General features: G+C 70.4%; 18 protein-coding genes and 3 pseudogenes. 10 read left to right on the top strand and 11 right to left on the bottom strand.

The genetic code is table 11. The annotated features are described in order from the left end of the window. Positions 1–202, bottom strand: a 202-nt coding sequence (locus tag DMB66_RS44720) for a hypothetical protein (protein ID WP_148112824.1), incomplete at its 3' end; no start/stop codon positions are given. On the opposite strand from DMB66_RS44720, the gene DMB66_RS44715 reads away from it, so the two are divergent. The 5 genes and pseudogenes from DMB66_RS44715 to DMB66_RS44705 all read left to right on the top strand — a co-directional run bounded on the left by DMB66_RS44715 (position 189) and on the right by DMB66_RS44705 (position 7979). Further along, complete coding sequence (locus tag DMB66_RS44715) at positions 189–1808, top strand: sensor domain-containing diguanylate cyclase (RefSeq protein ID WP_125810200.1); 1620 nt, start codon at positions 189–191, stop codon at positions 1806–1808. The two genes, DMB66_RS44720 and DMB66_RS44715, sit on opposite strands and share 14 nt — an antisense overlap. Positions 1809–1915: 107 nt before the next feature. Then, positions 1916–3334, top strand: a pseudogene (locus DMB66_RS66235) (ATP-binding protein); the annotation flags it as partial. Beyond that, positions 3308–4786: pseudogene (locus DMB66_RS66230) on the top strand (DNA topoisomerase); the annotation flags it as partial. The pseudogenes DMB66_RS66235 and DMB66_RS66230, both read left to right, overlap by 27 nt. A gap of 6 nt (positions 4787–4792) precedes the next feature. After that, positions 4793–5431 (top strand): annotated as a pseudogene (locus DMB66_RS66225) (toprim domain-containing protein); the annotation flags it as partial. Positions 5432–5456: 25 nt separating this feature from the next. Then, positions 5457–7979, top strand: a complete 2523-nt coding sequence (locus tag DMB66_RS44705; protein ID WP_125810198.1) for a DNA topoisomerase (ATP-hydrolyzing) subunit A — start codon at positions 5457–5459, stop codon at positions 7977–7979. A 148-nt stretch (positions 7980–8127) separates the two neighbouring features. Here the strand turns inward: DMB66_RS44705 and DMB66_RS44700 are convergent, their stop codons facing one another. Continuing rightward, the gene (locus tag DMB66_RS44700; protein WP_125810197.1) at positions 8128–8742 is read right to left on the bottom strand and encodes a hypothetical protein; all 615 of its coding nucleotides are present in this window, start codon (positions 8740–8742) and stop codon (positions 8128–8130) included. A 170-nt stretch (positions 8743–8912) separates the two neighbouring features. Beyond that, the gene (locus tag DMB66_RS44695) at positions 8913–9356 is read right to left on the bottom strand and encodes a MarR family winged helix-turn-helix transcriptional regulator (protein ID WP_233625287.1); all 444 of its coding nucleotides are present in this window, start codon (positions 9354–9356) and stop codon (positions 8913–8915) included. A 76-nt stretch (positions 9357–9432) separates the two neighbouring features. On the opposite strand from DMB66_RS44695, the gene DMB66_RS44690 reads away from it, so the two are divergent. Continuing rightward, a complete protein-coding gene (locus tag DMB66_RS44690) occupies positions 9433–9807 on the top strand; it encodes a cupin domain-containing protein (protein ID WP_125810196.1) in 375 nt (124 codons plus the stop codon). A 138-nt stretch (positions 9808–9945) separates the two neighbouring features. Here the strand turns inward: DMB66_RS44690 and DMB66_RS44685 are convergent, their stop codons facing one another. Together DMB66_RS44685 and DMB66_RS44680 are read right to left on the bottom strand one after the other, a co-directional pair. Then, a complete protein-coding gene (locus DMB66_RS44685; RefSeq protein WP_125810195.1) occupies positions 9946–10155 on the bottom strand; it encodes a hypothetical protein in 210 nt (69 codons plus the stop codon). Between the two features lie 55 nt (positions 10156–10210). Continuing rightward, positions 10211–11044, bottom strand: coding sequence for a bifunctional 2-polyprenyl-6-hydroxyphenol methylase/3-demethylubiquinol 3-O-methyltransferase UbiG (locus tag DMB66_RS44680; RefSeq protein ID WP_125810194.1), 834 nt, complete (start codon positions 11042–11044; stop codon positions 10211–10213). A gap of 125 nt (positions 11045–11169) precedes the next feature. On the opposite strand from DMB66_RS44680, the gene DMB66_RS44675 reads away from it, so the two are divergent. The 4 genes from DMB66_RS44675 (at position 11170) to DMB66_RS44660 (ending at position 17082) form a co-directional block, all read left to right on the top strand. Beyond that, positions 11170–12429, top strand: a complete 1260-nt coding sequence (locus DMB66_RS44675) for an ROK family protein (protein WP_125810193.1) — start codon at positions 11170–11172, stop codon at positions 12427–12429. 196 nt (positions 12430–12625) lie between these two features. Next, a complete protein-coding gene (locus DMB66_RS44670) occupies positions 12626–13786 on the top strand; it encodes an FAD-binding oxidoreductase (protein ID WP_199752984.1) in 1161 nt (386 codons plus the stop codon). 22 nt (positions 13787–13808) lie between these two features. After that, on the top strand, positions 13809–15344 hold the full coding sequence (locus DMB66_RS44665; RefSeq protein WP_125810192.1) for an aldehyde dehydrogenase family protein: 1536 nt from the start codon (positions 13809–13811) through the stop codon (positions 15342–15344). Positions 15345–15639: 295 nt separating this feature from the next. Next, a complete protein-coding gene (locus DMB66_RS44660) occupies positions 15640–17082 on the top strand; it encodes a D-glucuronyl C5-epimerase family protein (RefSeq protein ID WP_125810191.1) in 1443 nt (480 codons plus the stop codon). A gap of 73 nt (positions 17083–17155) precedes the next feature. Here the strand turns inward: DMB66_RS44660 and DMB66_RS44655 are convergent, their stop codons facing one another. From DMB66_RS44655 to DMB66_RS44630, 6 genes are all read right to left on the bottom strand, one after another. Next, positions 17156–18559: a GH1 family beta-glucosidase gene (locus DMB66_RS44655; protein ID WP_125810190.1), complete on the bottom strand. Its 1404-nt coding sequence runs from the start codon at positions 18557–18559 to the stop codon at positions 17156–17158. A gap of 66 nt (positions 18560–18625) precedes the next feature. After that, positions 18626–19621, bottom strand: a complete 996-nt coding sequence (locus DMB66_RS44650; protein ID WP_125810189.1) for an ABC transporter ATP-binding protein — start codon at positions 19619–19621, stop codon at positions 18626–18628. Next, on the bottom strand, positions 19618–20682 hold the full coding sequence (locus DMB66_RS44645) for an ABC transporter permease (protein WP_199752983.1): 1065 nt from the start codon (positions 20680–20682) through the stop codon (positions 19618–19620). Before DMB66_RS44645 ends, DMB66_RS44650 begins: the two co-directional genes overlap by 4 nt. Before the next feature lie 3 nt (positions 20683–20685). Further along, entirely contained in the window at positions 20686–21666 is a 981-nt protein-coding gene (locus tag DMB66_RS44640; protein ID WP_125810188.1) for an ABC transporter permease, read from the bottom strand. Beyond that, on the bottom strand, positions 21663–22796 hold the full coding sequence (locus DMB66_RS44635; protein WP_125810187.1) for an ABC transporter ATP-binding protein: 1134 nt from the start codon (positions 22794–22796) through the stop codon (positions 21663–21665). Before DMB66_RS44635 ends, DMB66_RS44640 begins: the two co-directional genes overlap by 4 nt. Before the next feature lie 84 nt (positions 22797–22880). After that, positions 22881–24444, bottom strand: a 1564-nt coding sequence (locus DMB66_RS44630) for an ABC transporter substrate-binding protein (protein WP_148112823.1), incomplete at its 5' end; no start/stop codon positions are given.

Below are 24444 nucleotides of genomic sequence, written 5' to 3'. Positions count from 1 at the left end.
CGTCGCCGGCGCGGCGCTGGCCGCCCTGGACCCGGCCCGCAGCGCCGCGGCGCTGGAGCTGCTCGCCAAGGCGGAGCCGCTGCTGCACCGGGTCGACGCGCCGCTGCCGGCCTTCGAGGCCGCCCTGGTACGGGCCCGCGCGCTCGGCCGTCCTCGGCAGCACCGGGGAGGCCGACCGGCAGGCCCGGATGGCGGCCGGCATCGCCGAGAGCCGCGGCTGGCCGCACCGCGCCCGCCGGGTGGCCGCCGAGTTCCGGCTCGACGCCGGCCGCCGCAACCGGGTGCCCGTCGTGGCCGCCCAGGGCCAGGCCGGTCAGCGCTGGGCCGCCCTCGAACAGCTCAACCTCGCCGCCTCCCGGGGCATCGACCCGGAGCGGCTGACCCGGGTCGCCCTGGACGAGACCACCCGCCTGCTCGGCGCCGAGCGCGCCATCCTCTTCCTGGTGGACGCCGAGACCCAGATCCTGGTGCCCTTCGTCGGGCGCGACGCCAACGGCCGGGACGTGGCCGAGCTGACCGGCTACAGCGCCACCGTCGTCGACCGGGTCCGGCACAGCCGCGAACCCCTCGTGGTCACCGGCACCGAGGAGGGCGAGGCGCTGGGCGCGCAGAGCGTGGTCCAGTACGGCCTGCGCAGCATCCTGGTCGCCCCGCTGGAGCTCGACGACCGCCTGCTCGGCGTGGTGTACCTGGACAGCCGGGTCGCCAAGGGCGTCTTCACCGTCGACGACACCGACGTGCTGACCGCCATCACCCACCACATCGCGGTCGGGCTGGAGACGGCCCGGGCCGCGCAGCTCGAGGTCGCGGTCGCCGCCGCCAACCGCCAGCGCGATCTCGCCGAGACGATGCGCCGCGCGATGGCCAGGCTCACCGGGACCCTGGACCCGGAGCTGGTGCTGCGCCGGCTGCTGCTCACCGCCCGGCAGACGCCCGGCGCCAACCGCGGCTGGCTGCTGATGGGCACCGCCGACTCCACCGAGATCACCGTGCACGGCGGCCCGGCCCCGGTGCAGCTCACCCTCGCGGACCACCCCGACCTGCGGGCGCTGCTGGACAACCGGCAGGCCGACATGATCAACGGTACGCCGCCCTGGGCCGGCGCCTTCGCCGACTCGACCGGGCAGAGCTGGCTCACGGTCACCCTCGACGACCGCAACGGCGCCGTCGGTGTGCTCGTGCTCGCGTCGGACCGGCCGGGTGCCTACGCGGCCGCCGACCTGGGCGTCGCCGCGGCGCTGGTCGGCCAGGGCATGGTCGCCTACGACAACGCCCGGCTGTTCAGCCGGGTGAACGAGCTGGCCACCACCGACAGCCTCACCGGCGTCGCCAACCGGCGGCGGTTCTTCGACCTGGCCGAGCGGGCATTGACCAGTGCCAAGGCGGCGGGCGGGCCGGTCACCGCGCTCATGGTCGACATCGACCACTTCAAGCGGATCAACGACGCGCACGGCCACCAGGTCGGCGACGACGTGATCAAGGAGGTGGTCCAGCGCCTGCTCGGCGGCCTGCCGGCCAACGGCCTGGTCGCCCGGTACGGCGGCGAGGAGTTCGCGGTGCTGCTGCCCGGCATCGACGCGTCCGGGGAGGAACTCGCCGAGGGGCTGCGCGCCGTCGTGGCCGGCACCCCGGTCGACACCCGTTCCGGGCCGATCCCGGTGACGATCAGTGTCGGCCTGGCCCGGCTGCGCCCCACCGACCCGACGCCGGACACCCTGCTGGGCCGCGCCGACGCGGGCCTCTATGCGGCGAAATTGGCCGGCCGGAATCGTGTCGTGGCTCACGACCCGGAGCATTTGCCCCTTTAGTCGTGTGTTATGAGGGCCGGCCCCCGGTCGGCCTCATGAAAGTCGTCGGAGGTGCCCGGTAGGCTCGCCGCGTCGTTGACACCTGCCACCGCCGGGAGTAAGACCTCGTGACTGCGCAACCAGAGATCCTCTACGGGGCTGATGACCTCACGCACCTCGAAGGACTCGATGCGGTCCGCAAGCGGCCGGGTATGTACATCGGTTCCACCGACAGCCGCGGCGTCAACCATCTCGCCAACGAGATCCTCGACAACGCCACCGACGAGGGCGTCGGCGGACACGCCGAGCACGTCGAGGTGATCCTGCACGCCGACGGCTCGGTGCAGGTCGACGACGACGGCCGCGGCATCCCCACCGACGTCAACGCCAAATCCGGCCTCAACGGCGTCGAGCTGGTGCTGACCCGGCTGCACGCCGGCGGCAAGTTCGGCGGCTCCGGCTACAAGACCTCCGGCGGCCTGCACGGCGTCGGCGCCTCCGCGGTCAACGCCCTGTCCCTGCGCTTCGACGTGACCGTCCGGCGCGACGGCAAGGTGCACGAGTTGTCCTTCCAGCGCGGCGTGCCCGGCGTCTTCGACGGCACCGGCCCGGCCGCCGCCTTCGAGCCGCAGACCGGTCTGCGCGTGGTGCGCAAGATGAAGCGCGGCGAGCGCACCGGCACCTCGATCCGCTACTGGTACGACGCCCGGTATTTCGAGACCGGCGCCCGGCTCGACGTCGACGTGGTGCGGGCCAAGCTGCGCAACACGGCGTTCCTGGTCCCCGGCGTGGCCTACGTGCTGCGCGACCAGACCGCCGAGGAGCCCACCGAGGAGAAGTTCCACTACCCGCACGGCCTCACCGACATGGTGGAATTCCTCACCCCGTCCGGTGACAAGCCGGTCTCCGGCATCCTCATGATCGCCGGCGAGGGCACCTACAAGGAGAACGCCGCCGACGCCAACGGCGTCATGCAGTCCAACGTCGAGCGCCTGGCCCAGATCGAGGTCGCGTTCCGCTGGGGCACCGGCTATGACCGCACGGTGGAGTGCTTCACCAACACGATCCGCAACGTGCACGGCGGCACCCACCGCAAGGGCTTCGAGCGGGCCCTGGTCCGGGCGCTGGGCGACGCGATCCGCAACACCCGCGGGCTGCTCAAGCCCAAGGAGGACGTGCCGGTCCTGGACGACCTGCTCGAGGGCATGACCGCGGTGATCCACGTGCGGGTGCCCGAGCCGCAGTTCACCTCGCAGACCAAGGACGAGCTCTCCACCGCGGGCCTCACCCGGGTGCTGCAGACCCTGGTCGAGCGGCACATCAAGGCCTGGATCGACGACCGGCGCACCAAGAGCGAGGCCCGCACGGTCCTGCAGAAGGTCGTCGACGCGGCCCGGGTCCGCCTGACCCAGAAGCAGCAGAAGGACGCGGCCCGCCGCAAGACCGCGCTCGAGGGCGCGTCCATGCCGCCGAAGCTGGTCGACTGCCGCTCCACCGGCGTGCTCCAGTCGGAGCTGTTCATCGTTGAGGGCGATTCGGCGCTAGGCTGCTTCACCGGCGACACGATGGTGGCGCTCGCCTCCGGCACAGCGCGCTCGTTCGCCGACCTGGCTGATGACTGGAAGCAGGGCATCACCCACTACGGCTATACGACCAACAAGGCCGGTCGCGTCGTCGTGGCACCCCTGGTCGAGCCTCGGCTGACCAAGAGAGATGCCGCGCTCGTGCGGGTGACTCTGGACGACGGTGCTGCGGTCAAGTGCACGCCGGACCACCTCTTCCGGCTCCGTGACGGGTCCTATCGCCGCGCGGATGCGCTCGTCCCGGGCGACTCGCTGATGCCGCTCTACCGTTCGCTCTCCGCGAAGGCGCGCGGCGACAAAATCGACGGCTATGAACGCGTTTGGATGAACGATCGCCAGGAATGGGTGTACACCCACTACCTGGCGGACGCCGACAACCTGCGCAACGGCCGCGACAGCATCGAGAACGGCAACGTCCGCCACCATGTCGACTGCGACAAACGCAACAACGATCCCCGCAACCTCCGGCGGATGACGTGGGAGAGCCATGCGGCCCTGCATGCCGCGATGATGGCGGACAACAGGGACCATGTCGAGGCCGGCTTTCGCGCGTGGCTCGAGGCGGGTGGCACGGAGCTGAGGTCTGCCAGGCTTTCCGCGCAGTGGCGAGATCCAGCGTTCCGGGCCGCGTGCCTTGAGCGGCTCGCCACGCTCAACCAGGACCCAGCCTTCCGTTCCCGTGTCGTGCAAGGCTTCCAGGATTGGTACGAGGCCCTGGATGCGCAGGCCAAGGCTGAGTATGCGGAGCGCATGCGGGCCTACCAGGCGGCCTATTGGCAGCGCCCGGAGCACCGGGCCGCTGCGGCGGCGAGGGTCCGGACCCTCTTCGAGGATCCGGCCCGGCGTGCTGCGTGGAGCGAACGGGCCAGGGAGCAATGGGCCGACCCGGATCTGCTGGCCTGGCGTTCGGAGCGCACCCGTCAGCAGTTCGCCGACCCGGCCGAGCGGGACAGGCAGCGTCATGCGGTTGTGGCGTGGCATGAAGGGCACCCGGAGTTCGGTCAACGGCACGCCGCGTTCATGCGGGAGAGGTTGAGTGCGGATCCCGCTCTGGTCACGAAGCTGCAGGCGGGTCGGGCCGGCTATGTCCGGGAGGTCCCGCGTGCTGAGCGGGTCGCGCGGCAGAACGAGGGTCGTCGCCGTGCCGCACTCAAGCGCCTTTCCGCGCTGATCGAGCTGCCGGATGATGAGTTGGCTGCGGCGTACGAGGCTGACCGCCTTCGCAACGCACGGACCGGCCTGCGCTGGGAGCGGCTGCTGGCCTGCTTCGACGGCGATGTGCGGCGGCTGCGTGAGGCGGTGTCGCTCGTCAATCACTCTGTGCTGGCCGTCGAGGTTCTGACCGAACGCACCGACGTCTACGATCTCACCGTCGACGGCTATCACAACTTCGCACTCGAAGCCGGGGTCTTCGTCCACAACAGCGCTCGCATGGCGCGGTCCTCGGAATTTCAAGCGCTGCTGCCGATCCGCGGCAAGATCCTTAACGTGCAGAAGGCAAGCCTGCAGCAGGTGCTGGACAACGTGGAGTGTTCGGCGATCGTGCAGGTGCTCGGCGGTGGCTCCGGCCGGACCTTTGACCTGTCGGCACTCCGGTACGGCCGGATCATGATCATGGCCGACGCCGACGTTGACGGCTCGCATATCCGAACCCTGCTGATCACGTTGTTCGCCAAGTACATGCGGCCGGTGATTGAAGCAGGCCGGCTCTTCGCAGCGATGCCCCCGCTGCACAAGATCGTCACCAAGGGTCGCAACGCGGAGACGATCTACACCTATACACAACAGGAGATGGACGCCACCGTCACCCGGCTCGAGAAGGCCGGCCGAAGCGTGGTCAAGCCTGTTCCGCGGTTCAAGGGTCTCGGCGAGATGGACGCCATCGAGCTGTGGGACACCACCATGAACCCGGCGGTGCGGACGGTGCGCCGCATCACCATGGACGACGTCGAGAAGGCCGAGGCGGTCCTTGAGCTGCTGATGGGCGAGCGGGTCGAACCACGAAAGAACTGGCTCATCGAGTCGTCGGGCCGTATCGACGAGGAGACCATCGACGCCTGACTGGCGTTGTCGAACGGAGAAGAGCATGGCACGCCGCAAGGCGGAAGGGCAGCGCGTCGATCTGTCCGCTTTCGAGCGGGCTGGCGCGCGAATCATCGACAATCCGCTGACCACCGAGGTCGAGGACTCCTACCTGGAGTACGCGTATTCGGTCATCCACTCGCGCGCCCTGCCGGACGCCCGCGACGGCCTCAAGCCGGTGCACCGCCGGATTCTCTACTCGATGTTCGAGCAGGGTCACCGTCCCGACCGGCCCTTCGTCAAGTCGGCCCGGGTGGTCGGTGACGTCATGGGTCGCTACCACCCGCACGGCGACCTGGCGATCTACGACGCGATGGTCCGTCTCGCGCAGGATTTCTCGCTGAACGCCCCACTGGTCGACGGGCATGGCAACTTCGGATCTCCAGACGACGGACCGGCCGCGAGTCGTTACACGGAGTCGCGGATGTCACGCGAGGCGATGCTGCTGGTCGGCGAGCTGGGCGAGGGTACGGTCGACTTCAAGCCCAACTACGACGGCTCCGAGCAGGAGCCCAAGGTCCTGCCCGCTGCCTTTCCCAACTTGCTGGTCAACGGCACGTCCGGGATCGCCGTCGGCATGGCGACCAACATGATCCCGCACAACCTCGGCGAGGTAGTGGCGGCGGCCCGGCACCTGATCATTCATCCGGAGGCCGACCTGGACGCGATCATGCGTATCGTGCCCGGGCCCGATCTGCCCACCGGTGGTCAGCTACTCGGCCTGGACGAGGTCCGCCGCGCCTACGAGACCGGACGTGGCGTCGTGCGGATGCGTGCCCGCGCCCAGACCGGCCCGCTGGAGGGCGGCCGGGGCCGCCAGGCGATCACCGTGGTCCAGCTGCCGTACGGCGTCGGCACCGAGAAGATCATCGAGGCGATCACCGACGAGGTGAAGGGCAAGCTCATCACCTCGGGCCCGCGCAAGGGCCAGCGCCAGCCGGCCCGGCTGCAGGGCATCGCCGACGTCAAGGACCTCACCGACCGCGAGCACGGCATCCGCCTGGTCATCGAGTGCAAGGTCGGCGTCAACCCGCAGGCCCTGCTCGCCGATCTCTACAGATTGACCCCGCTGGAGTCGTCGTTCGGCATCAACAACCTGGTGCTGGTCGACGGCCAGCCGCGGACGCTGGGCCTCAAGGCGCTGCTCGAGGTGTTCCTGGCGCACCGCTACGAGGTGGTCACCCGGCGGACGACACACCGGCGCACCAAGCGGGAGGACCGCCTCCACCTGGTCGACGGCCTGCTCATCGCCCTGATCGACATCGACCGGGTGGTCGCGATCATCCGGGGCAGCGACGACGCCGCGGCCGCGAAGGCCGGCCTGATGAGCGAGTTCGGGCTCACCGACATCCAGGCGACGTACATCCTGGACACCCCGCTGCGCCGGCTCACCCGCTTCGACCGGATCGAGCTGGAGACCGAGCAGGAGCGGCTGCGCGGCGAGATCGCCGAGCTGACCCGGATCCTGGACAACGACGAGGTGCTCAAGCAGGTCGTCTCGGACGAGCTGGACGCGGTGGCGGCGGAGTTCGGCGGCCCCCGGCGCACCACGCTGATCGACGGCGACCTCAAGGAGGTTCTCGCGGCCTCCGTGCCGGCCGGCCCGCTCGAGGTCACCGACGACCCCTGCCAGGTCATCCTCTCGGCGACCGGGCTGATCGCCCGGACGGCGGCCGAGAGCGAGGAGGCGACGGAGGCCCGCCGCCGCAGCGGCCGGGTCAAGCACGACGCGGTCCGCTCGGTCGTGCACTCCACCGCCCGCGGCCGGGTGCTGCTGGTGACCAGCACCGGCCGGGCGTTCAAGACGGACGTGCTGCCGCTGCCGGTCCTGCCGGAGCAGTCCGGCACGGTGTCGGTGCGTGGCGGCATGTCGGCCTCCGAGCTGATCCCGCTGGAGCCGGGGGAGAAGGTCGTCGGCCTGGCCCCGCTGGCCGCCGAGGGCTCACCCGGCCTGGCGATCGGCACCCGGCAGGGCGTGGTCAAGGTCTGCGCCCCGGAATGGCCGGTCCGCTCGGACGAGTTCGAGGTCATCACCCTCAAGGACGGCGACGAGGTGCTGGGCGCGACCTGGCTGATCGACGGTGCGGAGGCCCTGGCCTTCGTGTCGTCGGACGCGTCCCTGCTGCGCTTCCCGGCGAAGCTCGTCCGGCCGCAGGGCCTGAAGGGCGGCGGCATGGCGGGCATGAACCTGGCGGCGGGCGCCGAGGCCGTCTCGTTCAACGTGGTGAACACGACGGACCCGCAGCACGGCGAGCCGATGGTGGTGACCTCGACGGGCACCCAGGTGAAGGTGACCCCGTTCGGATCCTACCCGGCGAAGGGCCGCGCCACGGGCGGGGTCCGGGTGCAGCGCTTCCTCAAGAACGAGACCCGGCTGGAGATCGCCTGGGTGGGGCCGCGCCCGGTGGGCGCGAGCGCCACGGGAGACCCGGTGGAGCTCCCGGCGCCGGACAGCCGCCGGGACGGCTCGGGGGAGGCTGTGCTGATGGGCCCGCAGATCATCGGCCACCTGATCGAACGCGGCTGACACCACCCGGCCGACCCGCCGGGGCAGCTTCGCCCGGCGGGTCGGTGTCGCGGTTCGTCAACGAGGACTACCTGTTCCAGGCCACCGCGGACACCGTCACCATGAAGATCCGGCCACGAGACCTCGGCCGAGATCCACGAGCCGCGACCTAAGCGATGAAGCGGGCACGGCGGCGGCGCGAGGCCAGCACACCCACCACGCCGGCGCCGAGCAACAGCAGGCCGATCCCACCGATCAACCCGGCCGTGGGCCCGGTGGCCGCCAGGCTTTCGCGGCCGCCGACGACGTGGACCTCGCTGATGCCGGTGATCGGTGCCAGTCCCTTGGCGGAGAACGTGATGGTCACCGTCCCGGCATCGCCGACGGTGGCGGTCCTGGCGGCTGTCACCACCACTGGCAGGTACTGCTCGATCGTCTCTCCCTCGAACGAGAGCACTCGCGGATCGGAACAGACGACCCGGGCCGGTGACGGTTGGACGCAATCGCCGCGGCCATCGCCCGGGGTGAGCCGAACCCCGGCGACCCCGCTCAGGTCATAGCTGACCTTCGCCTCCGTCAGCTTCGTCGGGCCGGTGGACCAGAGGTTCGGTCCCAGCAGATCGACGGCGGTGCCACCCACGGGCACCTTGATGTCCGGGAAGGCGGCCGAGACCGGGTCGCCCCGGTGGATGTCCCCGGCCTGGGCCGGCCCCACCACGGCGGCGAGGAGAACGCTGGCCACCGCCAGCACGCCCGTCAGGCGCCGCGCGTACAGCTGCGGCATCGCCAGTGCCTCCGTCCTGTGATGATCATATCGACGCAGCGTAGCCAGTGTCGGGAGAAGTTCCATGGTGTGACACGCCTGTTGCTGGACCCGCAGCGGGTGTCACACGAACGGGCGAGCGCCGGGTGGCGTCACGTTCGGCGTCGAGTCGCCGCGGCCGCAGCCGCGCCTCACCAGCTCGGGCGGACGCGGCCGGGGGTGGCGAGGCGGGACAGGTCTGCCCGCAGCGCCGCCAGTCGTTGGGGGCCGAGGGTGGTCGCCCAGGGGCGCAGCAGTTCCGTGGCGGCCTCGTCGGCGGCTCGGGTGCAGGCCCAGCCCTTCGGGGTCAGCACGACCAGGCGGGCGCGGGCGTCGTCCGGGTGCGGGCGGCGTTCCACGTATCCCTTGGTCACGAGTTCCTCGACCATCTGGCTGGCCGCCTGCTTGGTCACGTCGAGGTGCTCGGCGAGCTGGCCCACGGTCGCGCCGTCGCCGGCCAGGCGGACGAAGGCGAAGCCGTGTGCGGGGCGCAGGTCGGCGAAGCCGCGGGCGCGCACGCCCGCGTCGACGCCGTCCACCAGGGCGCGGGCGGCGCTGAGCAGGAGCACCGGCAGGTCGAGGAGGTCGCGGTCCACGAAAGGAGTTTGACAGACAGGTCAAGCTGCTTGACTATTTAGTCAAGCAGCTTGACTACTGGGGAGGGGAACATCCATGCCTGTCATTCGGGAACAGGACGCCGTTCAGCATCAGTTGCACGGCGCCACGTTCAATTCCTTCGTCGCGCCGTCGTCCGGCAGCAGCGAACTCTGTGCCTGGCGGCTCGACGTCGCCCCGGGCACGATCGGGGTGCCGCACCGGGTGAACCGCGAGGAGGTGCTCCTCGTGCTCACCGGCGAACTGACCGCGACCATCGACGGGGCCGGCACGACTGCCCGGGCCGGTGAGGTGGTCTTCGTGCCGGCCGGCGGGCAGTTCGCGCTGGACAACACCTCCGACTCCCCGGCGACCGCCTGGGTGACCACCAGCACGGGCCTGGAGGCCACGCTCGCGGACGGCTCCTCGATCAGCCCGCCCTGGGTGAGCTAGCCGGGCGACGTCCGGTGCGACACGTGCGGAACGCCGCCACCCCGGAAGGTGGCGAGCTAGCCGGGCGACGTCCGGTGCGACACGTGCGGAACGCCGCCACCCCGGAAGGTGTGGCGGCGTTCGGTGTCGCGGCCGGGCCTACTTCGACGGCTCGGGGATGTCGCAGGTGATCTTCGGGTTGACGCCCATCCAGTTGAGTGGGCCGGCGACCACCGTGACGATGACAGTGCCGGCTTCGGCGCAGCTCGCGTCGCCGGTTTCGTTGAAGTATCCGCGCTCGAACGCGGCGACGGCGCCGAGGACGAGCCAGATGATGACGAGGACTCCGCCTATTGATCCTGCGCGCATCGGGGGCTCCTAGGTCGTGGGGACTGGCAGCGAGATACCCCGAATGCGCCGATCTTTAAACGGGGTTGCGCACCGCCTGCAGCGTGTAGGTGTGCGGCAGCCGGTTCGGACGGTCCCTGAGCTGCCATTCGCCGTTGTCGACCCGGTGGGTTTGACCGGGCAGCGCGTCCCACGGCGCGGTGTCGTGCTCGACCAGCCCGGTCACCGTCATCCCCGCGTCGATCAGCGCGGTGACGATCTCACCGAGCCCGTGGTTCCACTCGTGGGTGGTGTTGTGGGTGAAGACGGCGTCGGTCTCGACGTACGTGCCGCCCTCGGTCCAGACTGTCGGTTCCTTCTGCTCGAAGTACGGGAACTCCAGCGCCAGCAGCCCGTCCGGGCGGGGCTCATCCGCCATCGCCCACAGCATCGGGTGGCCCTCGCGGATGAACAGCCGGCCGCCCGGTCGCAGCAGGTCCGCGACGACCCGGGCCCAGCGGCGGATGTCCGGCAGCCAGCAGAGTGCGCCGATGCCCGTGAACACCAGGTCGTATCCGCCGCGGTCGAGCTTGTCCGCGGCGCTGTAGACGTCCGACTCGACGTATTCGACCGGGGTGCCGGCGAGCGCCGAGATGCGCCGGGCCTCGGCGAGCGAGGCCGGGGAGAAGTCCACGCCGGTCATGGTCGCGCCGAGGCGGGCCAGTGACACCGTGTCCGTACCGATGTGGCACTGCAGGTGCACGCCGCGCAGGCCGCGGATGTCACCCAGCAGGGAAAGGTCGAAGCGGACCACGGCGCTGAGGTGGGCCGGATCGTCGGCGAAAGCAGCCACCCCGTAGCCCGAGGAGGCCGCGTGCGCCGGTGCGCGTTCGTCCCAATTGGCGCGGTTCAGGGTGCGATAGTCGGTCACGGCGGTGACCGTATCCCAGGCCGGAGTTCGTCGCCTGGTGGTTTCCGCGCCCGGGTTGCCACATGATGTCAGTGGCATAGCGTTGGACGGCAGGTCGACGGGGCTGAATGCGAAGGTGGTACGGGTTGGAGACCAGGCGCACCACGGTGCGGGACGTTCGCCGCGCCAACCGGGCAAGCCTGCTCACGGACCTGTTCCACGGTGGCCGGCAGAGCCGGCAGCAGCTCGGTGACACGACCGCGCTGAGCCAGGCCAGCGTGAGCAACCTGATCGGCGAGATGATCGACGAGGGCCTGGTCGAGGAGGCCGGCCTGGTCGGTTCGGACGGCGGCCGGCCGCGCGCGCTGCTGCGGGTGGCACCGGGGTACGGCTACGTCGCCGGTGCCGACGTCGGCGAGACCCGCCTGCTGGTCGAGCTGTACGACCTGGCCATGTCCCGGCTCGGCGTGGCGCAGTTCTCGCTCGGCGAGGACGGCCCCGATCCGGAGCTGACGGCCGCGAAGCTGCTCGAAGGGCTGGAGGCGGTCATCGCCGAGGCCGGCGTCGAGCGTTCCGCGGTGCTCGGGTTCGGCGTGGGTGTCCCGGGCGTGGTCGACCACTCCGCCGGCTCGCCGGTCGTGCATTCGCAGACCACCGGCTGGGACGCCGTACCGCTGGGCGAGATGCTGCGGGCCGGCACCGACGTGCCGGTCTTCGTGGAGAACGGCGCCAAGACGCTGGGCCAGGCCGAGATGTGGTTCGGCGCCGGCCGGGGCGCGCGGCACGCGGTCATCGTCATGGTCGGCACCGGGGTCGGCGCGGCCGTCGTGCTGGACGGCCGTGGCTATCGCGGCGCGTTCAGCAATGCGGGGGAGTGGGGCCACACCACCCTGGTGTACGACGGCGACGTCTGCCGGTGCGGGGCGCGGGGCTGCCTGGAGGCGTACATCGGGTCGGAGACGGTGATCGCCCGGCTCGCCGCGGCGACCGGTCAGCAGCCCGATCCCAAGCTGCTCACCAGGATGCTCGCGGCCGACGGGGTCCTGGACTCCGCGGCCGCCGCGGTCATCACGCAGACCGTCGGCTACCTGGGCGCGGGCATCGCGGGCCTGGTCAACCTGTTCTCCCCGGAGCGGATCGTGCTGGGTGGCCCGGCCGGCCTGGCGCTGGGAGAGCGTTTTCTTCCCGACATTCGCGCCGCGGCCGCCCGAAACGCCCTGCGGCATCCGTACTCCCGTACCCGGATCGATCTGTGCCAGCTCGGACCCGACGCCGTCGCGATGGGCGCGGCCACCCTGCCGATCGCCCGCCTGCTCGCCGACGGCGGCCTGCCGGTGACGGCGGGCCCGGCGGCGCCGCTGTCGCGCGCCGCCCACCGTCGATCCCTGACCCGCGGCCGTCCGTAGGACAGGCGGCATCGCCGGCGCGTGTCGTTCCTGAGTGGGTGCTCGCCGGCGGGAGGATCCTCGGCAGCGACGCTCGGCGGCCGGCTGCCCCGGGTCCCCACGGTCAGGGGGCCGGCGAGAATCATTCGCTTGTTTCAGCGGTTGACCGGGGCTCATTCTGTCCGTGCCCACAGTGCTCCTGCCGAAGGGGACCTCCGTGTCACGTAGCGCACTGCCCAGCCGTGCCTCGGTCGTCGTCATCGGCGGCGGCGTGATCGGGCTCAGCACCGCCTACCACCTGGCCGGCGCGGGTGTCGCCGACGTCGTGCTGCTCGACAAGGGCGAGTTCGGGTCCGGCTCGACGTGCCGGGCGGCAGGTGGCGTCCGCGCGCAGTTCTCGGACGGGGTCAACATCGAGCTGGGCAGGCGCAGCCTGCGCGCGTTCGAGAACTTCAAGGCCGACTTCGGCCAGGAGATCGACCTGCGTCAGGTGGGCTACCTGTTCCTGCTGGACCGGCCGGAGGATGTGGTCCGGTTCGAGAAGAACGTGGTCCTGCAGAACGAGCTCGGTGTGCCCAGCCGGATGATCGACGTCGCCGAGGCCGGGCGGCTCTCACCGCTCATCTCCACGGAGGGGCTCCTCGCCGCGGCCTACTCGCCCACCGACGGCCATTGCACGCCCGAGTCCGTGGTCCTGGGATACGCCGCCGCAGCCCGGCGGGCCGGCGCGAAGCTGGTGCGCGGCACCACGGTCACCGACATCGTCCACGATGGCCATGCCATCGATTCCGTGGTCACCGACCGCGGCGCCATCCGGGCCGACACGGTGGTCTGCGCGGCCGGTCCCTGGTCGGCGGCGATCGGCGAGATGGCCGGGGTGAACCTACCCGTGGTCCCGCTGCGGCGGCAGATCCTGACCACCGAGGCCGTCCCCGGACTGGACCCCGAAACCCCCTTCACCATCGACTTCACGACGAGCCTGTACTTCCACCGCGAAGGCCCCGGCCTGCTGCTGGGAATGTCGGACCGGCAGGAGACGCCCGGCTTCAAACTGCAGCGGTCCGACGACTGGCTGCCGCGGCTGGCGGCGGCGATCGAGCGCCGCGCCCCGCGCATCTCCGAGGTCGGACTCGGCGGCGGGTGGGCCGGACTGTACGAGGTCACGCCGGACTGCAACGCTCTGGTGGGCGAGGCCCCCGGACTGTCACGCTTCCTCTACGCCACCGGGTTCTCCGGCCACGGCTTCCTCATGGGCCCCGCCGTCGGCGAGGTGATGCGCGACCTCTACCTGGGTCGCGCCCCGGTCGTGGACGTGTCCGGCCTGGACTCGCGCAGGTTCGACGGCAGCCAGGTCCGCCCCGAACTGAACATCGTCTGAACAGAGCGAGGAGAGTCGCACGATGACCCACCACAGGATTCCCACCCAGGCCGAGCTCGCAGCCCTCGCGGCGGCCACCGTCGAGCGCCTGGGCGTCGACCTCGGCGCCCTGCGTGGCCCCGCCACGGCCCAGTCGCCGATCAACGGCCAGGCGCTCTCGTCCTTGGCCTGGTCGGGTGCCGAGGCGGTCGACGACGCGGTCGAGCGGGCCCAGCAGGCCTTCCGCGCCTGGCGCACGGTGCCGGCCCCGGCCCGCGGTGCCCTCGTCAAGCGGCTCGGGGAGCTCCTCACCGAGCACAAGGACGACCTTGCCACCCTGATCGGCCTCGAGGTCGGAAAGATCACCTCCGAGGCCCGCGGTGAGGTCCAGGAGATGATCGACATCTGCGACTTCGCCGTCGGCCTCTCCCGGCAGCTCTACGGCCGGACGATGCCCTCCGAGCGCCCGGGGCACCGGCTGATGGAGACCTGGCACCCGCTCGGCGTGGTCGGCGTGATCAGCGCGTTCAACTTCCCCGCCGCGGTGTGGTCGTGGAACACCGCGGTGGCCCTCGTGTGCGGCGACTCCGTGATCTGGAAGCCCTCGGAGCTGACCCCGCTGACGTCGCTGGCCTGCGACGCGCTCCTTCGCCGAGCCAGCGCCGAGGTGGGCGCGCCGGAGCACCTCTCCCAGGTGCTCCTCGGCGGTGCCGACACCGGCGAGGCCCTGGTCGACCACGCCGGCGTCGCGCTCGTGAGCGCCACCGGATCCACTCGGATGGGTCGCGCGGTCGGCCCCCGGGTCGCCGCCCGGTTCGGCCGCTCGCTGCTCGAGCTGGGCGGCAACAACGCCGCCGTCGTCACCCCCAGCGCCGACCTGGATCTGACCACCCGGGGCATCGTCTTCGCCGCGGCCGGAACCGCCGGCCAGCGGTGCACCAGCATGCGCCGGGTCATCGCGCACACCTCAGTGATCGATGAGCTGACGGACCGGCTCGTGTCGGCGTACGGCCGGCTTCCGATCGGCGACCCGATGACCGCGGGCACGCTCGTCGGGCCGCTCATCCACGGCCGCGCCTACGCCGCCATGGACGCCGCGATCCAGCAGGCCGGCGTGGAGGGCGGCAAGCTGGTGGCCGGCGGCGGCCGAGTTCTGCAGGACGAGGCACCCGACGCCTACTACGCGCGTCCAGCGATCGTGCGGATCGACGCGCAGACCGACATCGTCGCCCGCGAGACGTTCGCGCCGTTGCTCTACGTCCTGCCGTACCAGGACATCGAGTCCGCGATCGCGCTCAACAACGCCGTTCCGCACGGGCTCTCCTCCAGCGTCTTCACCAACGACCAGGCGGAGGCCGAGCTGTTCGTCTCCGACGTGGGTTCCGACTGCGGCATCGTGAACGTGAACATCGGGACCTCGGGCGCCGAGATCGGCGGCGCCTTCGGCGGCGAGAAGGAAACCGGTGGCGGACGCGAGTCCGGCTCGGACGCCTGGCGCGCATACATGCGGCGTGCCACCAACACCGTCAACTTCTCCGGCGAGCTCCCGCTCGCGCAGGGTGTCGACTTCACGGTCTAGACCCGAACGTCTGATCCGGACAGAGCGGAGCAGTGCTTTGTCCGTTCGGGGGACCCCGCTAGGGCCGCGCAGTGACCTCCATGAATGGGAGTCTGGACTGACCGTAGCCCAAGGAGGCGAGGAGATGCCGCGTTCCCGTTCCGCTGTCGTGACCGCCGTCGCGGCGATGTCGATGCTGGCAGGTGCACTGCCGGCCCCAGCCTGGAGTGTCCCGGTCGCCGGTTCGACCTCATCCCCGGGCCGCTCCGCACCGCAACCGCCTGTCCCGGACCTGCCCGAGACGACGCTGCCTGACTTGACCTCCGTCTCACCGCTGGACGAGGGACGGGCGGTGCCACCGCCTCGACCGATCGAGTCTCAGCCGGAGCAGGGCGATGCCCGGCTGGGCGCCGCCGCGGTCGCCCTCGCCCCGCTCACCTTCTCGTTCAAGGCCGACGCGTACGGAATCCACAACCTGTCGCGCGACCGATTTCCGTATGCGCGGGCCACCCCGACGGCCCTGGTGGACAGCGGCGTGCACGATGCCGCCGGCGTCCGGATGCGCCGGATCGGCAACCGGCTCTACGACCACCCCGTCGGTCAGGCCGGATACGGCATCGACAATGTGGAGAGCTTCGTCCTCAACGGCGACCAGCGGTATCTGAACCGGGCGAAGGCACAAGCCGGCCGGCTGATAGCGCGTGCCGACAAGATCGGCACAGCCTGGTATCTCCCCTATCCGTTCGACTTCTACCTCCACGGGCGGGCGAACGCGCGGATGGCCGCGCCGTGGTATTCGGCGATGGCGCAGGGACAAGCCATGACCCTGTTCGTCCGGCTGTACGAGCTCACGAACGACGTGAGATACCGGAACGCGGCGGACGGAGTGTTCGCCAGCTTCCTGCGGCCGCGCGGGGCCGGCACGCCGTGGGTGGTCTGGGTCGACAAGTACAAACGGCTGTGGCTGGAGGAATATCCGGGAACGTCTCCCGACCGAACCCTCAACGGCCACCTGTTCGCGACCTACGGCATGTGGGACTACTGGCGGCTGACGCAGGACGAACGGGCGAAGACCCTGTATCGGGGCGCGCTGACCACGGCGGCGGACTACTTCACCGCATACCGCAACCCGAAGTGGCTCAGCCAGTACTGTCTCACCCACCCCACCGCGCTGTCCTACGTCTATCACCTCATCCACCTCAGGCAGTTCTTCAGGATATTCGCCATCTCCCGGGGCCTGGCCTTCCTGCGCCTGGCCGAGACGCTGTCCGCGGACTATCCACCGCCGGCCGTCAAAGGCCTGGTGATCTTCGCCGCCGGCACGCACACCGGAGTGAAGTTCACCAGCGCGGGGAAGGTGGCCGCCCGAAAGACCTTGCGGTTGACCCGGCCCTCGTTCGCCCCGGCGGACCGGCGCGAGCGCGTTCGCGGGCAACCGGGGCTCTGGTACCGGATCACCGCCGGCGCGCTGGCCGGCCACTACGTGCAGGAGAAGTACGCCATCTCGGCGATGCGGGGCCGGTCCTTGAGCTATCGGCACTATCCGGCGCGCCGGGTCACCATGGCCGCGAACAAGCAGTTCACCGGCTTCACGTTCGACAACCTCGGCAAGGTGCTCAGCCGGGTGAGCGTGGTGACCACCGAGGTCACGCCGTTCGGCACGATCGCGGCCGCGGTGTGGAACGGGCGAGAATATCTGCTCGCCGAGACCGGCCCGCTCGCCGGCCGCTGGATCCAGCGCGGCACCCTGATCGTCTAGCCCCGGCTGGTTCCGGTCCTACCTGATCACCGGTACGGCGGCCCGCGACCGGGCCGCCGTACCGGTGCCGGGGTCAGTTCCCGCGGACGCGGCTGATCATGTCGCGATACCAGAGCGCGGACCGCTTCGGCGTCCGGGCCTGCGTGGCGTAGTCCACGTGCACGATGCCGAAGCGCTTCGCGTAGCCCTCGGCCCACTCGAAGTTGTCCATCAGGGACCAGGCGAAGTAGCCCCGCACATCGGCGCCCCGCTCGCGGGCGGCGGCGACCGCCGCGATGTGCTCCGCCAGGTACGCGGTCCGCCCCTCGTCGGCCACGTTCCCGTCGTCGTCCGCGCTGTCGTCGAACGCCGCGCCGTTCTCCGTGATCACCATCGGCAGCCCCGGGTAGTCGCGGTGCAGCCGGACCAGCAGGTCGGTGAAGCGTTCCGGGGTGATCGGCCAGTTCATCGCCGTCCGCGGGCCGGCCGGCAGAATCGGGCGCACGACCGGGGTTCCGTCGGCCTCGTGGGTGTTGCCCTGCTCGTCGGTGCCGCTGAAGTCCTGCCCGAAGTAGTAGTTCACGCCCAGCACGTCGAACGGCGCCGCGATGACCTCGAGGTCACCCTCCCGCACCGGGAACGCCGTGCCCCGGGCCGCCAGGTCCGCGACCATGTCCGCCGGATACTCGCCCTTGCGCAGCGGGTCCAGGTAGATGCGCAGGCCCATGCCGTCGGCGCGGCGGGCCGCCTCCCGGTCCGCCGGCGTGTCCGTGGCCGGGTCGGCCGTACCCATGTTGAGGGTGATGCCGAACTTCATCTCGCGCGTCGCCGCGGCCCGCATCCGCTCGGTCGCGAGGCCGTGGCCGAGCAGCAGGTGATGCACCGCGGCGATGGCGTCGCCGAAGTCTCTGCGGCCCGGGGCGTGCACGCCGACGTAGTAGCCCAGCCAGGCCGAGCACCACGGCTCGTTGAGTGTGGTCCAGTTGTCCACCCGGTCGCTGAGCTTGTCGAAGACCAGCATCGCGTAGTCGGCGAAGCGGTACGCGGTGTCGCGGTGCGGCCAGCCGCCCGCGTCCTCCAGTTCCTGCGGCAGGTCCCAGTGGTACAGGGTGACCCACGGGTCGACGCCGGCGGCCAGCAACTCGTCGGTCAGCCGGTCGTAGAAGGCCAGGCCGGCCCGGTTCGCCGGGCCGCGACCGCCGGGCTGTACCCGGGGCCAGGCCACCGAGAACCGGTACGTGTCGACGCCGAGGCTCTTGATCAGCGCGACGTCCTGCGGCATCCGGTGGTAGTGGTCGCACGCGACGTCGCCGTTGTCGCCGCCGGTCACGGCGCCGGGCACCCGGCAGAACGTGTCCCAGATGGACGGCGTCCGGCCGTCCTCGGCGGCGGCGCCCTCGATCTGGTAAGAGGAGGTGGCGACGCCCCACTTGAACGACGGTGGCAGATCGGCGATGGGCAGGAGCAGCCCGGGTACGGACGTGGTGGTGGGGTTCATCGTTCTCCAGGAGGGGGATGGGGGGCTCTGGAACGAAGTCGCATGGGTCTTCCGCCGCGGCTGGGCTCAGCCGACGGGGTGCAGCCAGCAGGCGACGGTGCGGGTCGCGCCGTCCGGGGTGCCGGGGTTGCCGAGCACCGGAATGTTGTCGGCGCAGGGGTCGAAGACCTTCGGGCACCGGGGGTGGAACGAGCAGCCGGTCGGCATGCCCTTCAGGTCGGGCGGTGAGCCGGGGATGCCGGTCAGCTCGCGGCGCGGGCCGCGCAGCGCCGGGAAGGAGGAGAGCAGACCCTTGCTGTACGGGTGCAGCGAGTCCCGGTACAGCGTGGCGGCCTGCGCCTCCTCGACGATCCGGCCGCCGTACATGATGGCGATCCGGTTGGAGAACTCCACCAGCAGCGACAGGTCATGGGTGATGAAGATGACCGAGAAGCCGAGCCGCTCGCGCAGTTCGATGAGCTGACCCAGGATCTGCCGTTGCATCACCACGTCGAGCGCCGTGGTCGGCTCGTCCATGATGACCACCTGCGGCTGCAGGATCAGCGCCATGCCGATCATCACCCGCTGGCGCATGCCGCCGGAGAGCTGGTGCGGGTAGGCGTCCATCCGGTCCGCCGAGATGCCGACCAGCTTGAGCATCTCCCGGGCCCGGGCGTTGCGGCTGTGCGCCGACATCTGCGGCTCGTGGGCGGCGAGCACGTCGGTCAGCTGGGTGGAGATCTTGTGCACCGGGTTCAGCGAGTTCATGGCGCCCTGGAAGACGATCGCCGTCTCGGCCCAGCGGAACGCCTGCAGCTGCTTGTCGGTCAGGCCCAGGACGTCGTACGGCTCGCCCCGCTCCGGGTGGTAGACCACCTGGCCGCCGCTGACCACGCCGGGCGGTGCCAGCAGCCGGGTGAGCCCGTACGCCAGGGTGGACTTGCCGCTGCCGGACTCGCCGGCCAGGCCGAGGACCTCGCCGCGGTGCAGCGTCAGGTTCACATCCCGTACGGCGTGCACCGCCTGGTCGCCCAGCCCGTAGTCCACGTTGAGATTCCTGATCTCAAGCACGGGTTCGTTCATCGCGTCGACTCCTTGCTGCGGATCACCGGGGTCGGGCTGGCGTGGGTGTGCGGAGCGCCGGAGTTGTCCAGCACCGGCGTGAAGCCGACCCGCATCCGTACGGTGCGCCCCGAGGCGGTCTTGACCCTCGTCTTGCCCATGCTGCGCAGGCGCGGGCTCACGAACTCGTCGATGCCGAAGTTGATCAGTGAGAGGGCGGTGCCCAGGAGCGCGATCGCGAGACCGGCCGGGACGAACCACCACCACGCGCCCTGCGCCAGGGCCTGCTGGCTCTGCGCCCAGAACAGGATCGTGCCCCAGTTCCACGAGGTGGCCGAGCCGATGCCGATGAAGGCCAGGGTGATCTCCGAGGTGACCGCGAAGATGACCGTGCCGACGAAGCCGGACGCGATGATCGCGGTCAGGTTCGGCAGGATCTCGAAGATGATGATCCGCCAGGTGGACTCGCCGTTGGCCCGGGAGGCCTCCACGTAGTCGCGTCTGCGCAGCGACAGCGTCTGCGCCCGGAGCACCCGGGCGCCCCAGGCCCACGAGGTCAGGCCGATGATCAGCGCGACCAGGGTGTCGCCGCCGCTGGGCACCGCCGCGGTCACGATGATGATCAGCGGCAGCGCCGGGATCACCAGGAACACGTTGGACAGTGCCGACAGGCTGTCGTCCCACCCGCCGCCGAGATAGCCGGCGGTGACGCCGATCAGGACCGACAGCAGGGTGGCGATGATGCCGGCGGCCAGGCCGACCAGCATGACGGCCCGGGTGCCCACCAGGATCTGGCTGAACACGTCCTGGCCGAGGTGGGTGGTGCCGAACCAGTGGTCGGCCGACGGCGGCTGCACGAACTGGCTGCCGCGCGCGTCCGGGTCGTAGGGCGCGACCCACGGCCCGATGACCGCGAACAGCAGGTAGACGCCGAGGATGATGAGGCCGGCCAGGGCCTTGCGGTTGGCGACGAACCGGAACCTGCGGCGCTTGGCCGCCTTACCCGGCTTCGCCGGCTCCGGCTGGGCCATCGCTCCCTGGCCGGGAATGACCTGGTCGATGCTGGAGGTGGGGATGGTCACCTGTCAGCCCTCCTTGCGGGTGCGCGGGTCGAGCAGCAGGTAGGCGATGTCCGCGATCAGGTTCGCCACCAGCACCGAGATGGTGATGACCAGGAAGATGCCCTGCATCAGCGGGTAGTCCTTGGCGCCGACCGCCCGGAAGAGCAGGAAGCCGAGTCCCGGGTAGGAGAAGACGATCTCCACCAGCAGGGTGCCGCCGACGATGAAACCCAGCGACAGCGCGAAGCCGGAGATGTTGGGCAGCAGCGCGTTGCGGGCCGCGTAGCTCAGCGCCACCCGGCGGTCCGACAGGCCCTTGGCGTGCGCGACGGTGATGTAGTCCTCGGCCGCGACGGTCACCATCATGTTGCGCATGCTCAGGATCCAGCCGCTCACCGACGAGATCAGGATGGTCAGCGCGGGCAGCAGGCTGTGCTGCAGGGCGCTGGAGATGAACGGCCAGTCCGGGTACGGCACGACGTCGGTGCCGTAGCCGCCCGAGGAGGGGAAGAAGCTGTCCGGGCCGGCGAGCAGGTAGATCGCCAGCAGGCCCAGCCAGAAGTACGGCACCGAGGACAGGAACGTGGTGGCCGGCAGCAGGCCGTCGATCCACGAGCCGCGCCGCCAGCCGGCCAGCACGCCGAGGCTGGTGCCGATCAGGAAGCTGATGATGGTGGTGATGCCGACCAGCGCCACGGTCCACGGCAGCGCGTCGCCGATGACCTCGGAGACCGGCGACGGGAACGCGGTGAACGACAGGCCCAGGTCGCCCTGGAAGAGCTGCTTCCAGTAGTCGATGTACTGGCTCCAGATGCTGGCGTCCTTGTCCAGGCCGAACAGCACGTAGAGCGAGTCGATCGCGTCGCTGCTCATCTGCCCCTGGAAGCGGGCCAACAGCGACTTGACCGGGTCGCCGGGGATCATCCGGGGGATGAAGAAGTTGATGGTGATCGCGGCCCACGCGGTGAAGAGATAGAACAGGATCCGCTGGATCAGGAACTTCATCGGACCTCCTCCGGGTGCGCGTCCGCCGCGACCGTCACGGCCTCGGGGGAGTAGCCCGCCGCGGCCGAGCCGGGCGGCTGGGCGGCGACGGTGGCCTCGTCGTAGAGCCAGCACGCGGCCCAGTGGCCGGGCCGGTCCCCGATCTCCAGGCGGACCGGCAGGTCGGTGCGGCAGCGCGGCATCGCCATCGGGCAGCGCGGGTGGAAGCGGCAGCCGCTCGGCGGCCTGATCAGGCTGGGCGGCTCGCCGTTGCCGCGGTCCGCGGCATCGCCGAGCAGGTTCGCGATCCGGTCCGGGTCGGGCGCGGAGTCGATCAAAAGCCGGGTGTACGGGTGCGCCGGCGACTGGGTCACGGACTCGCTGTCGCCGCCCTCGACCATCCGGCCGGCGTACATCACCATCGTGTCGTCGGCGAAGTAGCGCGCCGAGGCGATGTCGTGGGTGATGTAGAGGATGGCGAGGTTCAGCCGTTCCTTCAGGTCGCGCAGCAGGTTGAGCACGCCGAGCCGGATCGAGACGTCCAGCATGGACACCGGCTCGTCGGCGAGCAGGGCCTCCGGGTCCGCGCCGAGGGCGCGGGCGATCGCGACGCGCTGGCGCTGGCCACCCGAGAGCTCGTGCGGGAACTTGTCGAGGTAGCGCTCCGGCGGCGTCAGGCTGACCCGGTTGAGCAGGTTGGTCAGCGCGGCCTCCAGCTCCGCCGCGGAGTTGCCGGCGTTGTGGTGGATCTTCAGCGACCGGGTCAGGTGGTACCGGATCGTGTGCACCGGGTTCAGCGACGCGAACGGGTCCTGGAAGATCATCTGGACCCGGGCGGCGTACCGGCGGAACTGCCGGCCGCCCCGGACCTTCGTGCTCTCGCCGTGCAGCTTGATGTCCCCGGCGGTGCGGGGATAGAGCTGGGCGAGCAGGCGGGCCACGGTGGACTTGCCGGAGCCGGACTCGCCGACCAGGGCGGTCACGCGGCCGCGTCGCAGCGTGAGGTGCACGTCATCCACCGCGTGGACGGCGTCGTGCGTGCGGCTGAAAAGGTCGCGCAGCGTCCGGCGGACGGGGAAGTGCTTGGTCAGGCCGATCGCCTCAAGCACCACCTCGCTGGCCGGCGCCTCGGCCTCTGGGCTCAACGTCATGGCTAGTTCCTTCGCAGGGTGTCGGAACTGCCGCGGTGCGGTGCCCCGGACGGTACGAGCCCGTCCGGGGCACGGCGGTGCGGGTCAGGAGTTGGCGGACTTGAGGTGCAGGACGACGTCCAGGGCGTTGGCCTGCGTGGGCTGGCCGGCGCTGTAGGGGTTGGTGTCGTCGGGCCAGCCGACCCAGTTCTTGGTGCTGTAGGCCATCCCGATGTTGTCCGCGCCGACGGGGATCATCGGCACCTGCTCCACGAAGACCTTCTGGATCGTGGCGAGCGCGGCGGTACGGCCGGCCTCGTCAGTGGCATTCGCATAGTCGCCGAGCGCCTTGGTGGCCTCGGGGCTGTTGAAGCGGCCGAAGTTGCCGCCGGGTGACGCCACGCCGACCTTCTTGAGCAGCTTGCCGTCCATCACGGTCTGGTACAGGTTCCACGGCGTCGCGCCGCCGTTGGTCCAGCGGAAGGTGGCGTCGAACTTGCCCTCCTCGACGTTGCGGAACCAGGCGTCCTGGTTCGCCTTGTCGACGGTGGCGGCGATGCCGATCTCGGCCAGGTTGCTCTTCACGATCTCGAGCGAGGTCTGGTAGTCCGACCAGCCACTCGGGTCGGTGAGGGTGAGCTTGACCGGCTTGCCGCCCGGGTCCTTCAGCGTGGTGCCCTCGAGCTTGAAGCCCGCCTCGGCGAGGACCCGCTTGGCGCCCTCGACGTCGACGGCCTGCGTCTTGCCCTTGTATTCCGCCGCGACGTAGGCGTCACCGGCCGGCGACGGCAGTCCGGTCACGCTGGACACCAGCGGGTGGAAGTAGCCGGCCGAGGCCTGGTTGAAGATGTCCTCGCGGTTGACGACCATGCTCATCGCCCGGCGCAGGGCCACGTTGTCGAACGGCGCCTTGGTGGTGTTGATGTAGAGGCCGTGGATGCCGAGCACCGGCGGAGCCCAGACCTTGTAGTGCGCCGGGTCCTTGTCGATGAAGACCGTCTTGTAGTTCGGGATGAAGACGAAGCTCCACTCGGCCGAACCGTCGGTCAGCGCGGTGGTCTGCGCGTTGTTGTCGGTGTACGACGTGTAGCGCAACTCCTTGACCTGCGGCAGGTCCTGCCAGTAGCCGTCGGTGCGCGCCACCAGCGTGGTGGTCTGCGGGGTGAAGGTCTTCAGCGTGTACGGGCCCGAGCCGACCGGCGTCTTGTTCGGGTCGGTGGTGGGGTCCTTGATGGTCTCCCAGATGTGCTTGGGCACGATCGGGGTCTGGCCGAGCCAGGTGTCTTTGTAGACGAACATCGAGCTGGTGAACGTGGCCGTCACCGTGTTGCCGCTGGCGGTGATCTCGCCGTACGGCGTGGCGGCCAGGTTCAGCGCCTCGGTCTTCTTGATGAGGTTGAACGTGTATGCGACGTCGTCGGCGGTGAGCGGCTTGCCGTCGGACCACTTCGCGTTGTCGCGAACCGTGATGGTCGCCTTCTTGAAATCGGGCGTCCACTCGACACCGGTGGCCAGCCACGGGCGGGACGGCTCGGCCGGCTTCACCGGGTTCCACATCATCAGCGGCTCGTAGAGCATCCAGCGGTAGCCCAGCTGGGCGCCGGCCGACGTGGTGAGGAACGGGTTGTGGTTCTCCGTCTGCGGGCCGTTCGGCATACCCACGGTCAGG

It is taken from the genome of Actinoplanes sp. ATCC 53533 (genome assembly GCF_003947245.1).
This window is presented reverse-complemented; position numbering and strand designations above follow the sequence as displayed.

Excerpts from the sequence above, each read along its gene's own strand:
- DMB66_RS44715 (WP_125810200.1), top strand. The coding sequence starts at position 189 with ATGGCGGCCGGCATCGCCGAGAGCCGCGGCTGGCCGCACCGCGCCCGC.
- DMB66_RS44705 (WP_125810198.1), top strand. The coding sequence starts at position 5,457 with ATGGCACGCCGCAAGGCGGAAGGGCAGCGCGTCGATCTGTCCGCTTTC.
- DMB66_RS44700 (WP_125810197.1), bottom strand. The coding sequence starts at position 8,742 with ATGCCGCAGCTGTACGCGCGGCGCCTGACGGGCGTGCTGGCGGTGGCC.
- DMB66_RS44690 (WP_125810196.1), top strand. The coding sequence starts at position 9,433 with ATGCCTGTCATTCGGGAACAGGACGCCGTTCAGCATCAGTTGCACGGC.
- DMB66_RS44685 (WP_125810195.1), bottom strand. The coding sequence starts at position 10,155 with ATGCGCGCAGGATCAATAGGCGGAGTCCTCGTCATCATCTGGCTCGTC.
- DMB66_RS44665 (WP_125810192.1), top strand. The coding sequence starts at position 13,809 with ATGACCCACCACAGGATTCCCACCCAGGCCGAGCTCGCAGCCCTCGCG.
- DMB66_RS44655 (WP_125810190.1), bottom strand. The coding sequence starts at position 18,559 with ATGAACCCCACCACCACGTCCGTACCCGGGCTGCTCCTGCCCATCGCC.
- DMB66_RS44650 (WP_125810189.1), bottom strand. The coding sequence starts at position 19,621 with ATGAACGAACCCGTGCTTGAGATCAGGAATCTCAACGTGGACTACGGG.
- DMB66_RS44640 (WP_125810188.1), bottom strand. The coding sequence starts at position 21,666 with ATGAAGTTCCTGATCCAGCGGATCCTGTTCTATCTCTTCACCGCGTGG.
- DMB66_RS44635 (WP_125810187.1), bottom strand. The coding sequence starts at position 22,796 with ATGACGTTGAGCCCAGAGGCCGAGGCGCCGGCCAGCGAGGTGGTGCTT.